The organism is Bacillus sp. MN7755 (genome assembly GCF_054771475.1).
In genome coordinates this window covers 348,117-360,776 of record NZ_BTRL01000015.1, presented here as the reverse complement: position 1 = coordinate 360,776, position 12,660 = coordinate 348,117, and the positions used below count along the sequence as shown (strand labels likewise).

15 protein-coding genes are annotated in these 12,660 nt (G+C 34.2%); 10 read left to right on the top strand and 5 right to left on the bottom strand.

From position 1 onward, the window contains the following. Positions 1-30: 30 nt before the first annotated feature. Complete coding sequence (locus tag ACYVEC_RS18550) at positions 31-651, top strand: NAD(P)-dependent oxidoreductase (protein WP_063222763.1); 621 nt, start codon at positions 31-33, stop codon at positions 649-651. A 24-nt stretch (positions 652-675) separates the two neighbouring features. On the opposite strand, the gene ACYVEC_RS18545 is transcribed toward ACYVEC_RS18550, so the two are convergent. From ACYVEC_RS18545 to ACYVEC_RS18535, 3 genes are all read right to left on the bottom strand, one after another. Beyond that, positions 676-1,158 (bottom strand): DUF456 domain-containing protein, encoded by a 483-nt coding sequence (locus ACYVEC_RS18545; RefSeq protein WP_000215662.1) that lies wholly within the window; start codon positions 1,156-1,158, stop codon positions 676-678. 1 nt (position 1,159) lies between these two features. Beyond that, complete coding sequence (locus ACYVEC_RS18540; RefSeq protein WP_063222762.1) at positions 1,160-2,467, bottom strand: hemolysin family protein; 1,308 nt, start codon at positions 2,465-2,467, stop codon at positions 1,160-1,162. A gap of 208 nt (positions 2,468-2,675) precedes the next feature. After that, positions 2,676-3,545 (bottom strand): hypothetical protein, encoded by an 870-nt coding sequence (locus ACYVEC_RS18535; protein ID WP_063222761.1) that lies wholly within the window; start codon positions 3,543-3,545, stop codon positions 2,676-2,678. A gap of 255 nt (positions 3,546-3,800) precedes the next feature. On the opposite strand from ACYVEC_RS18535, the gene cbpA reads away from it, so the two are divergent. The 4 genes from cbpA to ACYVEC_RS18515 all read left to right on the top strand — a co-directional run bounded on the left by cbpA (position 3,801) and on the right by ACYVEC_RS18515 (position 7,162). Continuing rightward, positions 3,801-4,448, top strand: coding sequence for a cyclic di-AMP binding protein CbpA (gene cbpA, locus ACYVEC_RS18530; protein WP_063222760.1), 648 nt, complete (start codon positions 3,801-3,803; stop codon positions 4,446-4,448). Positions 4,449-4,883: 435 nt separating this feature from the next. After that, positions 4,884-6,221, top strand: a complete 1,338-nt coding sequence (brnQ4, locus tag ACYVEC_RS18525; protein WP_420792411.1) for a branched-chain amino acid transport system II carrier protein BrnQ4 — start codon at positions 4,884-4,886, stop codon at positions 6,219-6,221. 66 nt (positions 6,222-6,287) lie between these two features. Further along, on the top strand, positions 6,288-6,617 hold the full coding sequence (gene csaA, locus ACYVEC_RS18520; RefSeq protein ID WP_098555902.1) for a chaperone CsaA: 330 nt from the start codon (positions 6,288-6,290) through the stop codon (positions 6,615-6,617). 17 nt (positions 6,618-6,634) lie between these two features. Continuing rightward, complete coding sequence (locus ACYVEC_RS18515) at positions 6,635-7,162, top strand: DUF1572 domain-containing protein (RefSeq protein WP_098555904.1); 528 nt, start codon at positions 6,635-6,637, stop codon at positions 7,160-7,162. Here ACYVEC_RS18515 and ACYVEC_RS18510 read toward each other — a convergent pair. Together ACYVEC_RS18510 and ACYVEC_RS18505 are read right to left on the bottom strand one after the other, a co-directional pair. After that, the gene (locus ACYVEC_RS18510) at positions 7,135-7,440 is read right to left on the bottom strand and encodes a permease (protein WP_142332752.1); all 306 of its coding nucleotides are present in this window, start codon (positions 7,438-7,440) and stop codon (positions 7,135-7,137) included. The genes ACYVEC_RS18515 and ACYVEC_RS18510 overlap by 28 nt on opposite strands. Before the next feature lie 4 nt (positions 7,441-7,444). Beyond that, the gene (locus ACYVEC_RS18505; protein ID WP_063222757.1) at positions 7,445-7,741 is read right to left on the bottom strand and encodes a hypothetical protein; all 297 of its coding nucleotides are present in this window, start codon (positions 7,739-7,741) and stop codon (positions 7,445-7,447) included. Positions 7,742-7,829: 88 nt separating this feature from the next. Between ACYVEC_RS18505 and spoIIP the strand changes: the two genes are divergently transcribed. The 5 genes from spoIIP to ACYVEC_RS18480 all read left to right on the top strand — a co-directional run bounded on the left by spoIIP (position 7,830) and on the right by ACYVEC_RS18480 (position 12,634). Beyond that, positions 7,830-8,984: a stage II sporulation protein SpoIIP gene (spoIIP, locus tag ACYVEC_RS18500; RefSeq protein ID WP_063222756.1), complete on the top strand. Its 1,155-nt coding sequence runs from the start codon at positions 7,830-7,832 to the stop codon at positions 8,982-8,984. 268 nt (positions 8,985-9,252) lie between these two features. Continuing rightward, a complete protein-coding gene (locus ACYVEC_RS18495) occupies positions 9,253-9,750 on the top strand; it encodes a GNAT family N-acetyltransferase (protein WP_063222755.1) in 498 nt (165 codons plus the stop codon). A gap of 11 nt (positions 9,751-9,761) precedes the next feature. Beyond that, complete coding sequence (locus ACYVEC_RS18490; protein ID WP_098555907.1) at positions 9,762-10,502, top strand: M15 family metallopeptidase; 741 nt, start codon at positions 9,762-9,764, stop codon at positions 10,500-10,502. 23 nt (positions 10,503-10,525) lie between these two features. After that, a complete protein-coding gene (locus ACYVEC_RS18485; RefSeq protein WP_098555908.1) occupies positions 10,526-10,972 on the top strand; it encodes an NUDIX hydrolase in 447 nt (148 codons plus the stop codon). 186 nt (positions 10,973-11,158) lie between these two features. Next, on the top strand, positions 11,159-12,634 hold the full coding sequence (locus tag ACYVEC_RS18480) for an amidase family protein (protein ID WP_098555910.1): 1,476 nt from the start codon (positions 11,159-11,161) through the stop codon (positions 12,632-12,634). Positions 12,635-12,660: the final 26 nt, after the last annotated feature.

Sequence of the window (12,660 nt, the reverse complement as noted above, 5' to 3'; positions counted from 1 at the left end):
TAGAGAAAGAATGAAAGAGGGGGAAAACAAATGAAAGTATGTATATTGGGAGCAACAGGGAGAGTAGGTTCAAATATAATAAAATTAGCATTAAAGGATTCAGCTGAAGTGACTGCATTAGCGCGTGATTTAAATAGAATAGAAATATATCATGAAAGATTACAAGTTATAGAAGGTAATGTATTGAACGCAAATGATATAAAGAAAGCGATAGAAGGAAGCGATATAGTAATTAGTGCACTTGGAACGGATCAAAATGGGACGTTAACGAAAAGTATGCCGCAAATTATAAAGCAAATGGAAAAAGAAGGGGTTCATAAAATCATTACAATAGGAACAGCTGGTATTTTACAAGCAAGAACAAATCTAAATTTATATCGTTTTCAATCAACGGAATCAAAAAGGAAAACGACAACAGCAGCAGAAGATCATTTAGCTGCATATAAGATACTTAGTAGTAGTAATTTATGTTGGACGGTCGTTTGTCCAACGCATTTAATAGACGGTGATGTGACAGGTGTATATCGGACTGAAAAAGATGTATTACCAGAAGGTGGTGCGAAAATAACAGTTGGTGATACAGCACAATTTACGTGGAATCTGTGTAGTAAAAACAAATATGAGAATAGTCGAGTAGGTATTTCATATTAAAAAACCATCCCGAAATTGGGATGGTTAAAAGACGATATAACATACAAATATGATAATCATAATGATTTGGAGAATGGCTTTCGCTACTGTACTGCTTAAAAAACCAACTACAGTAGCAACTCCTACTAGAAAAGCGTCTTTTGGCGCTTTTTTATGCATTAATTCGGTTATAAATACCGATAAGAACGGTATGATAATAAGTCCGAATGGTGGGAAGAAGAAAGATCCAACAATGATAGAAATCATTCCGACACGTTCTCCCCATTTAGAACTACCGTATTTCTTTAAGAAATATCCATTTGCAATAAAATCAGCAACGAAAATGAATAGTGTGAAAATAGCTTGAATAATCCAAAAAGAAATCGTTAGTTCTCCGCCATTTATACCAAAATGGTAAATGAAATATCCAGCCCAGACAGCTAGGATGCCGGGGATAATAGGATAAATAAAAGCTAGAAATGAAATAATGAAACAGGCAATGATACAGATTGTTAAGAAAACAGTCACTTTATAACTCCTTTTTTATATCTAATTTATGTACAGCAATTTTTTTGACTTGATGTCCATCAAGTTCTAATGCTTTAAATTGAAAACCGGCATATTCGATGGAGTAGCCAGCTTCAATATTTACGTCAACTGCCTGAGATAGTAGCCAGCCTCCGATTGTATCTAAGTCGCTCTCATCAATATGTAAGCCAAACATATCATTTACTTCAGAAATAAGTACTTTTCCATCTAAAACAGTAAGCTTCGGCGTACGTTTTTCAATCATAGGTGATTCATCTGCATCAAACTCATCTTGAATTTCTCCAATGATTTCTTCAAGAATATCTTCCATTGTTAAAAGTCCAGCAGTACCACCATATTCATCCATAACGATTGCCATCTGAACGCGATTCTTTTGTAGATGTACCAGTGTTTTACGAATTGGAACAGTTTCAAATACTGTTAGTACTGGATGTATGTAAGATTCAAGTGGCTTATGAATGCCTTTCGTTTGATCATGAAATACTTCTTTCGTATTGATCATACCGATAATATCATCTTTATCTTTTTCGATGATAGGGTAGCGTGTATACTTTTCAGTTGCGACGATATCCATATTTTCTTCTAACGTATTTTCAGTAGATAAGCAAATCATTTCTGTACGAGGGACCATAATTTCTTTCGCAACTCGGTCGTCAAATTCAAAAATATTATTTACATATTTATATTCGGTTTGGTTTATTTCGCCGCTTTTGAAACTTTCACCTAAAATGAGTCGTAATTCTTCTTCAGAATGGGCAAGTTCATTTTCTTTCGCAGGCTCTAAACCGAGTAGTTTTGTGAAAAAGATAGCTGTACTATTAAGTAGCCAAATGAACGGATACATAATTTTATCAAATAAAATAAGTGGTCGTGCAAACTTAAGTGTGATTGCTTCTGCTCTTTGGATTGCGAAAGACTTTGGAACTAATTCACCTAATACAACATGGAAAAATGTAATAACACTAAAGGCAATTATAAAGGATAAAGTATTTGCCATTGTTCCAGTAATATTAATCTTTTCAAAGAGCGGTCGTAGTAAATGTTCCACAGTCGGTTCACCAAGCCAACCTAGTCCTAAAGAAGTAATGGTAATCCCGAGCTGACAAGCTGATAAATAAACATCTAAATTAGAAATGACACTTCTTGCAGCTAAAGCTTGTTTATTGCCTTCATTTGCAAGCTGGTCAATTCGACTTTTTCGTACTTTTACAACAGCAAATTCTGATGCAACGAAAAAGCCGGAAATAAGGATAAGTACAAAGATGAGAAAAATATTTAATATGTCCAAGTGTGTTCTCTATTCCATAGTTTGGAATAAAGATGTCACCTCCTGCAATTATGTTATACTTTTATAATAAATCCAAACGAAAAGAATAGTCAAAGGAAAAGGGTAAATATTGGTATGTTTCTGTAATAGTTTTTGAATTTGCTGTTATTTTGTCCGCTATACAAAAGGAATAACCCCCTACTTTCAGATTATAGAGGGTTATTTCAAATTAAGGTTTTGAAATACTTCTCGTTAAAGCGTATGACTGTTGTTTAAAGTGGTTTGTCGTCCATAGTGTTTGAAGGAATGAGAGTATGCAATACGGGATATACAAAAGTAATAAGCTAATTGTAACAATAACAGGTGCATTTCCGCCGAATTGAACGATAAATTGCAATAGTCCGCTTGCGTGAAAAACGCATTCCATAAAAAGGAATGAAATAATAATGGAGCCTAAAATTGATTTATGATTCGAAGTAAGAGCTAAAAACAATGTATCTACAAGAAAAGAAGATTGTTTTATTTCATATTCATTTGTGTTACTTAAGAAAGGAACCCATTTTTTTATTGCTTGCATAACGATAATCATGGAAGTACTACAAACGATGATTAAAGATGAGTAGTAAGGAAGCTTTATAAATTTTGCGATGTATAGGAGTAGTAATAAGACTGAACATTGTAATAATACAGTGCAAAAAGAGTATGGTATCCATCTTAATAAAGAAGGGAACTTTTTAACCGAATGAGGTGCTTTAAAAAATAAATGGCCGATCCCTAAACTGATGAAGAATCCGATCGCAAGAGTAAAGGTAAAACGAACAATCGATAAAAAATATATTTCCCATATGTAAGGGAATAATGGAGTTGAATGATTAGAAGTATGTACCATCTCATTTGCTGAGAAAAAGATAGATTCGTGCATCCAATCAATCTTTGGAATTGTCATAGAAGAAAGCTGTGCGAAGTTATGAAAAATGCTTATAAAGCCAGTGAAGTATGAGTATTTATGTGTAATAAATAATGACGGAATAGGACTAATGATAAATATAATAAGAACACCAACTGTAAATTTACAAATATGTGAGCGTAATAAAGACATGTAATCACCTACTCTTAGAATATTCAGAAAATTCTTATTCTTATTTTAGCTGTTTTCGGCGTAAGTTACAATATATTTTCTTAAAGAAGTTTCGAGAGAACGTTTGGTATTGTAGAGATATAAGTGAATGAAACGTGAATAAATTATGACAAGAAAATGAAAAATATTCAGAAAAGTAAAATAAATTATTTATTTTTTTGTGAAAATATAATATAGTTATGGCACAGAAAGTATTTTAACATAAGGAGGCTGTTTATGAGAATTAAAGGGAATTATGTGTCGAAAAGGGAAGTTTTATTTTGTTCAAGTTCAATTACAATAGGGGAAGCACTGGAGCATTTAAATAAAACTGGCTATCGTTGTGTACCAGTTTTAGATGAAAAAAAAGAGAAATATTTAGGGAATATATATAAAGTAGATATTTTAGAATATAAAGGTTCACTGGAAGAGAGTGTATTACAATTATTAAACGATAAAGAAGGATATGTGAGAGAAGATTCTTCGTTCTTTAAAGTATTTTTTACAATAAAAAAATTACCTTATTTATCAGTAGTTGATGAAAAAGGAGTCTTTCTTGGGATTTTAACGCATAAAAAAGTTTTTGAGTTATTAGAAGATGCTTGGGGTGTGCATTCTAGTAAATATTCTGTCATGATTGGGACACAGGATTATAATGGAGCAATTCAAAAATTATCGACAGTATTAAAAAAATATACAGGTATCCAAAGTTTAATGACTTTTGATAATGATGCCTTATTAGTTCGTAGAATTATGTTTACATTAGGAGAAGAGTTTAACGACGGTGAATTAGAGACGTTATTGAAAGATTTAGAAGATCACGGATTTAGAGTTGTGTATGTGGAAGAAATGAAAAATCCACGTGAAGTTGAAACGATAGATTAACATGCAAAAGCCGTCTAATTATGTTGGATGGCTTTTGTTATGTTGCGCGTATAAAGTTATTTGAAAATAACGATAGAATAATAGATGAGATTGTTATAATATTTGTGCAAAAGAATAAAAAATGTAGATAATTTTGATTTTCGAAAAAATCAATTTGAAAATATGTTTTTATTTTTCAACTAAATATGTTACTATATGTGTGATAAAAACAAAGAGGTCTGACAACTTTACTCCACGTAATACCACTCTAATGAGTTAAATATTCAAAAAAATCAAAATTAATAATTAGAGTAAGAATAAGGGGAATGGAGAAATTATGGAGAAAGACACTGCTTTGTAAGGGGCATATTTTATCATCTTGAGCAGAGAGGAGGATGCATAGCATATTGTGAAAATAGAGATAAACAATGAAAAAGTGCTATGCAAATGAAAAGCATGAAGGGACGTTTAAGGCCAGGTGATACGGTAGCAATTGGTTTAATGTTATTTGCACTATTTTTAGGAGCAGGAAATTTAATTTTCCCACCAGTTTTAGGGCAACAAGCTGGAGAGAATGTTTGGGTTGCTACAATTGGATTCCTTGTAACGGGAGTCGGATTACCCCTATTAGCTGTAACAGCTGTCGCGTTTGTAGAGGGGGACTTGAAAGCGCTATCTTCTAGAGTTCACCCTATATTTGCGTTTGTTTTTCCATTAATTAGTTATTTAGCGATTGGACCATTTTTCGCGATTCCGCGTACTGGAGCCGTTTCATATGAAATGGGTATGAAGCCATTTTTATCAGAGGCATTGGTTTCAGAGTGGTACATGCTATTTCTTTTCACGATAATTTTCTTCGGAATAACGTGGTATTTATCTTTAAATCCATCTAAATTAGTGGATTGGTTTGGGAAATTTCTTACACCAGTATTAGTATTGATTGTTGCTGTTATTGTCGGAAAGGCAATTATTGATCCGATTGGAGAACCAGCTGCGCCGCTAGCGGCATATAAAGAAAATGCTTTCTTTGGTGGTTTTATTCAAGGATATTTAACGATGGATGCAATTAGTGCGCTTGTATTTGGAATTGTCGTTGTACAAGTTATCCGCTCTAAAGGAATAAAAGAGAGTAATCAAATTGCAAAAATAACAGTAGTATCAGGTATTATTGCTGTACTTGGTTTAACGTTAATCTATTTATCACTTGCTTATCTTGGTTCAACAAGTACATCACTTGGTGTATCGGAGAATGGTGGACTTATTTTAACGAATGTTGTAAATGAGTTATATGGAACAAGTGGTAAAATTTTATTAGGACTTGTTATTATACTTGCTTGTTTAACAACTTCTGTTGGATTAACATCAGCTTGTGCTGGTTTCTTTACAAACTTATTCCCAAAACTTTCGCATAAAACGATTGTAACAATGGTATGTGTGTTTAGTTTAATTGTATCTAACCTAGGTTTAACACAATTAATCGCAGTTACTTTACCAGTGTTAATGATCATTTATCCAGTTGCAATCGTATTAATCGTACTTTCTTACTTCCATAAATGGATTGGGAAGCGTAATACCATTTATATTGGAGCTATTTTAGGTGCGTTGTTGATTAGTTTCTTTAACGGTTTAGAAAGTGCGAAGATTAAAATTGACGCGATTTCTAATGTACTACAAATGTTACCGTTATATAACGAAGGAATCGGATGGTTAATTCCATCATGTATTGGCGGGATTCTCGGTTTCTTCTTCTATAAGTCAAATGAATCAAGTGAATTACAAAAGAAAGGTGCTTAGGCGCCTTTCTTTTTTTAAAGGGGATTTTTGTATTTTGTCTAAGTAATAATGGGGAGGAATGATATAATGGCTAATTTTGAAGATTTTTTAACTTTGGATTTGCGGATTAGAACGGTGATACATGCAGAGGAATTTAAAGAAGCGAGGGTGCCAGCGATTAAACTAGAAATTGATTTTGGGGAAATTGGGATAAAACAGTCGAGTGCTCAAATTACGAAAAGGTATAATCCAGAAGATTTAGTGGGTCAACAAATCGTTGCGATTGTAAACTTTCCGCCAAAGCGTGTAGCTGGGTTCAAATCGGAAGTACTAGTATTAGGAGGAGTACCTGAAGCGGGGGATGTTGTATTACTTCAGCCTAATATGGAATTACCAAATGGAACAAAAATTAGTTAGTGTAAAGGCGGGGGAGCATGGATATTGGACGTGAATATTTACAATGTGCCATTTCGAATTTTGAAGCAACAAAGAAACAAGGGGAACGGGTGCTTTCACAATTATCATATGAACAGATTGAATGGTCTTCTCATGAAGCAACAAATAGCATAGCGATCATAATTAAGCATCTGCACGGTAATATGCGTTCTAGATGGACGGATTTTTTAACATCTGACGGTGAAAAAATAGATCGTAACCGAGATGCTGAATTTGAAGGTGGTTATTCTTCTAAGGAAGAGGTACTCGCAGCATGGAATGAAGGTTGGGAATATGTTTTTAAAACGATGAATGTGCTAACGCCGGAACATTTAATACAGACGGTATATATTCGCGGTGAAGCACATACTGTCATGCAAGCAATTGAAAGACAAAATTCTCATTATGCTTTGCATATTGGACAAATGATTTACATCGGTAAAATGTTAAAAGAAAACGAGTGGGAATGTTTAAGTATTCCTAAAGGAAAGTCTAACTTTCATTTAGAGAAAAAACGTTCAACATAATAATAGGAAAGAAACCGATATAAAATGGGAAATAAGAAAATAAGCCAAATGATAGATGGCTCTGCAATCATAAGAATGCTACCAACAATCAGCCCATATATAATAAGAAAGAAATTAATAAGTGTATTCACAGGGATAAATCGTGAGATGAAAACTTGCTGTCGTTTAAAACAATCACTGTGAAATACATAAAAGCGGAAGTACCATGTGGTAGTAATAAGATCTTTCTTTCGCGCAATTCTTTTTTTGCATGTATGACAGATGAACGGTGGTTGCATTTCATTACGCTCCATTTTTCATATTTGTAATCATGTAGGACAAAAGTAGGTACAAAGTGTATATCCCTATATACGCTCCTGATATAAGAAAAAATGGATTTAGTAAAATCCCATGAATGCTTGTCATAAAAACTAAATCTTGTATTAAAACCTCATATATATTAATAGAAATAATTGTTCCGAGTACATACAGAGTCAAGTACGCTGAAATATGTAACGCAACACGGATTGTAGGTTGCTTAGCAAGCCAATAAAAAACAAATGATAATACAATGGGTAATGTTCCTATTAGTAGCTTCAATTCATTTCACCTCATTAACAATATAGCCGGAATTTAGACGGTCTATTCTCTAGAGCTTGTACATAACTTGAAATAGAGAGGTGATAGTATGAATCGAGGCTTTTTTTATGTGAAGTTCACGAGTGTACGTAAGTTAGTATTATTTATTATTGCTACAGTACTAGCGACTTTTTTTCTTATTAGTATGATGGTAACCTCTATGAAAGAGACAAAGTCAACGTATTTATATAATTGGTTAAATGAGTTATCGATGAATGGTTACATGTATGTTCTTGGGAAAGAGAATCATTATTTTACACAGGAATATAGGAATTTAAATCAAGATTTTTCAATATCGTCGTTTCTCTTTTCCATGGCTACGAATATTCGTTTTAACGATGTACGCAGTTTTGTCGGTAAAGAGCTACCTGGTTTTGGTAAGTACGATACAGAAATTGTTATTGCGGGTGAAGGAACAAATTATTCTAACTTACCGATAGAGTCGAGCGTTCCACTTGAAGAAGTAGTAAAAGAACGGACTGGAGAAGGTGGACAGGCTCCAAAAACGGATAAGAACAAAGAGAAAAAGCAACCTGCTCAAACGACAGGAAAAAGACAAGTTGCTTTTATTTATCATTCGCATAGCTGGGAATCTTATTTGCCGTTATTGAATTTAACAAACGATCCAAATCCGAATAAAGCAACAAGTTCCGTCACGAATATTTCAATAGTCGGCGACCGATTTCGTGAACAATTAGAAGGTGAAGGAATCGGAGCAACAAACGATAAGACTGATGTTGGTCAAAAGTTGATTAGTAAAGGATTAAATAGTAATAGTTCTTATAAAATGTCACGAGAAATTGTACAAGAAGCAATGACTGGCAATAAGGAACTACAGTACTTTTTTGACTTACATCGTGATAGTGCTCGGAAAAATGTAACGACAAAAGCAATTGGAGATAAATCATATGCAAAGCTTGCTTTCGTAATAGGAAAAGGAAATAAAAACTATGAAAAGAACTTACAATTAGCAACGGCTTTACATGAGACAATTAATAAGAAATATCCAGGGGTTAGCCGCGGTGTCATTCAAAAAGGATTCCAAACAGGCAATGGAGTCTATAATCAAGATTTGTCAGGGCAAGCAATATTAATTGAAGTTGGTGGTGTAGATAATACAGAAGAAGAATTAAATCGATCAATTGACGCACTTGCTAAAGCATTTGGTGAATACTTTTGGCAAGCTGAAAAAGTGAATGGATAAAGTGAAACTAAAATAGTGGGAGGCACCCGCTAATAATTATTAGCTCATACCAATTTTGGAAAAACGTAAGTGTAATGCTTACGTTTTTTTCTTTGGTTTGAAATGTGGATGATACGATGTCACATAATGGACATAATTTTTAATTGTTATAGTAATATCGAAATTTGTCTATTTATACTGGGTAAATTAGAAAGGGATTTTCGGAAGAGTAGAGAAAATCTTTTTACAAGGAAAATTTTTATATTATGAAATTGGTAGGGTGATTCAGGTGATCAGGGAAATCAAAGTAGAAGATGCAGCATCATTTTTGCAATTAAGTAAGCGATTAGATGAAGAAACAAAATTTATGTTATATGAACCAGGAGAAAGAAAATTTACAGTTAAGCAACAAGAACAAATGATTCATCGCTTTATAGAAAATGAATATGCAACAATATTGGTAGCAGTTGAAGAAGAGAGAATAGTAGGATTTATTTTAGTGAATGGAAATAATATTCAAAGAAAGCGACATGTAGCAGGTATTGTAATTGGTATTTTGCAAGAGCATAGCGGGCGAGGTATTGGGACGAGATTGTTTAAAGAGGCTGAGAAGTGGGCAAGATTACATGATGTATGGCGTTTAGAATTAACGGTAATGGCCCACAATACAAGAGCTCAGGCACTATATAAAAAAGCTGGATTTGAGAAAGAAGGTGTCAAAAAAGCTGCTCTTATTATCGATGGTGAGAACATCGATGAGTATGAAATGGCCAAATTATTAAAATAAGAGGTCGTTATATGAAAAAAAGATGGATACTACTTGGTATCGTAGCGGCGATACTCATTGTTGGAGTAGCAGGAATCAATTATAAAATGTATAAGGATAAGCAGGCGCGCGAGGTAAATGTAAATAACATATTTCCGAAAGCGAAAGAAACGATTGCGAATATGGATGGTGATATTGCGGTAATTAGTAATCCGAATTCGATGCTTGTGCTTGTGAATAAAAGTAGGCGTTTGCCAGATGGGTATAGACCGCCAGATTTAGTTATTCCGAAAGTGCGCTACTCAAGTGAAGGTGATCAAGAAAAGAAAAAAATGAGGAAAGAGGCAGCAGGAGCGCTTGAGGAAATGTTTCAGCAAGCTGATAAGGAGCGTATTTTCCTTTTTGCAGTCTCTGGATTTAGATCTTTTGATCGACAAAAAGCATTGAATACGATGTATAAAAAACAAGATGGAGAAGCAAAAACAGCAATGTCGAGTGCAGTTCCTGGAACGAGTGAACATCAAACTGGACTAGCTATGGATATTACATCGCAATCTGCTAAGTTTCAGTTAGAGACAATTTTTGGTGAAACGAAAGAAGGGCAGTGGCTTTCTGAAAATGCTCATAAATTTGGTTTTGTCATTCGATATACAAAAGAGAAAGAATCGCTTACGGGCTATCGATTTGAACCATGGCATGTGAGGTATGTGGGGAATCCACAAGCTACATATTTATATGAAAATCAACTGACACTTGAAGAAGTAACAGAGTGAACAATTGAGGGGAGAGAAGGATTATGACGGTGTTATATAAGAAAAAAGTACACGCATATGTGACAAGAGAAAAAGAGGGAGTTATGCAACTGCTTGTTTTTAAACATCGTGATGTACCTGAAGCTGGTATACAAGTACCAGGGGGAACAGTTGACGTAGGAGAAACGTTAGAAGCAGCACTTTTACGTGAAGTACAAGAAGAGACTGGATTACGTCATTTATGCATAGAGAGTTTTTTAGCAGATTACATCATACATGTGAAAGAGAAAAAGGAATATCAAAAACGACATTTTTTCCACGTAACGTTACTAACAGATGTAAAAGATACTTGGGAACATATAGTAAGTGCGGGTGAGGAAGATCAAGGTTTAGTATTTTGCTACGAATGGGTTAATATTGCAAAATGTCCTGAATTAGCCGGGAAACAAGGTGAGTTTTTACATTTGTTAGATGAGGTATATGTAAAGTAAGAAAAGAGTCTGAAGCGGTAGTTTATTCGTTTCAGACTCTTTTTATTTTTCAGGAAATAAAAGGTTTTTACATTGGAAAGTTGAATTCTCTTAAAGGGATTGTAGTTGTATATGCGAGGAGCGGAGAAAATGAAAAAGTAATAGAGACATATTATCAATAAAAGGTTTTATAGAAGGAGAATGAAAATGGAGATGCAGTTCAATGCACTATTACAAAAAGAATTAAATATTCATGATATACAAGCAGCGATGGAAGCGGGACAATTAACTTCAAAAGAACTAGTTATGTATTATCTTCATAGAATCGCAATGTATGATCAAGACGGACCTAAAATCAATTCTATTTTAGAAATCAACCCGGACGCTATCTTTATGGCAGAAGCGCTAGATCATGAAAGAAAAACAAAAGGTGTAAGAGGTCCGCTACACGGCATACCTGTTCTACTTAAAGACAATATCGAAACGAATGATTCTATGCATACAAGTGCAGGTACGATTGCACTAGAACAACATATAAGTAGTGAAGATGCATTTCTCGTTACGAAACTGCGAGAAGCAGGAGCAGTGATAATAGGAAAAACAAATATGACAGAATTAGCAAATGGAATGTCTTTTGACATGTGGGCTGGATATAGTGCAAGAGGTGGGCAAACAATAAACCCTTACGGTACAGGGGAGGATGATATGTTTGTTGGGGGCTCAAGTACAGGGTCTGCGATAGCAGTTGCCGCTAATTTTACAGTAGTATCTGTTGGAACAGAAACAGATGGTTCTATATTGAGTCCAGCTGTTCAAAACTCTGTAGTAGGTATTAAACCGACTGTTGGTCTAATTAGTCGTAGGGGAATTATTCCGCTTACTTATTCACAGGATACAGCGGGACCATTTGCTAGAACGGTAACAGATGCTACTATTTTGTTAGGGAGTTTAACTGGGTTAGACGACAAGGATGTAGCTACTCATAAAAGTGAAGGTATAGCAGAAGATGACTATACAAAGTATCTTGATGATAATGGTTTAAATGGAGCAAAGATTGGTGTATATAGCAATGCGCCAAAAGATTATTATGAATCTGGTGAGTATGATGAAAAATTGTTTAAGGAAACGATTGAAGTATTGCGTAGTAAGGGCGCGACAGTAGTAGAGGATATTGATATTCCATCTTTTCATAGGGAATGGAGTTGGGGAGTATCGCTTTATGAACTAAAGCATAGTCTAGATAATTATCTTTCTAAATTACCTTCAACTATTCCAGTACATTCTATTTCGGAATTAATGGAGTTTAATAAAAACATAGCAGAAAGAGCTTTGAAATATGGACAAACTAAATTAGAAATAAGAAAAGATTTTCCTAATACATTAAGAAATTCAGAATATTTAAATGCAAGGTTAGAAGATATATATTTTTCTCAAGAACAAGGCATTGATTTTGCACTGGAAAAATATAATCTTGATGCGATTCTGTTCCCTTCTTATATAGGCTCCACTATATGTGCGAAAGCAGGTTATCCGTCTATTGCAATACATGCAGGATATATGGAGAGCGGGAGACCTTTTGGGATTACTCTTGCAAGTACCGCTTTTAGTGAAGGAATATTAATTAAACTAGCATATGCTTATGGACAAGCGACTAAACATAGGAGAATCCCTAATTTGTCATAAATAGAATATACAAAAAGGACAGGAAT

What these genes read in the sequence shown, in the direction of transcription:
- ACYVEC_RS18550 (WP_063222763.1), top strand. Translation starts at nt 31, where the DNA reads ATGAAAGTATGTATATTGGGAGCAACAGGGAGAGTAGGTTCAAATATA.
- ACYVEC_RS18535 (WP_063222761.1), bottom strand. Translation starts at nt 3,545, where the DNA reads ATGTCTTTATTACGCTCACATATTTGTAAATTTACAGTTGGTGTTCTT.
- cbpA (WP_063222760.1), top strand. Translation starts at nt 3,801, where the DNA reads ATGAGAATTAAAGGGAATTATGTGTCGAAAAGGGAAGTTTTATTTTGT.
- brnQ4 (WP_420792411.1), top strand. Translation starts at nt 4,884, where the DNA reads ATGAAGGGACGTTTAAGGCCAGGTGATACGGTAGCAATTGGTTTAATG.
- csaA (WP_098555902.1), top strand. Translation starts at nt 6,288, where the DNA reads ATGGCTAATTTTGAAGATTTTTTAACTTTGGATTTGCGGATTAGAACG.
- ACYVEC_RS18515 (WP_098555904.1), top strand. Translation starts at nt 6,635, where the DNA reads ATGGATATTGGACGTGAATATTTACAATGTGCCATTTCGAATTTTGAA.
- ACYVEC_RS18510 (WP_142332752.1), bottom strand. Translation starts at nt 7,440, where the DNA reads ATGCAACCACCGTTCATCTGTCATACATGCAAAAAAAGAATTGCGCGA.
- spoIIP (WP_063222756.1), top strand. Translation starts at nt 7,830, where the DNA reads ATGAATCGAGGCTTTTTTTATGTGAAGTTCACGAGTGTACGTAAGTTA.
- ACYVEC_RS18490 (WP_098555907.1), top strand. Translation starts at nt 9,762, where the DNA reads ATGAAAAAAAGATGGATACTACTTGGTATCGTAGCGGCGATACTCATT.
- ACYVEC_RS18485 (WP_098555908.1), top strand. Translation starts at nt 10,526, where the DNA reads ATGACGGTGTTATATAAGAAAAAAGTACACGCATATGTGACAAGAGAA.
- ACYVEC_RS18480 (WP_098555910.1), top strand. Translation starts at nt 11,159, where the DNA reads ATGGAGATGCAGTTCAATGCACTATTACAAAAAGAATTAAATATTCAT.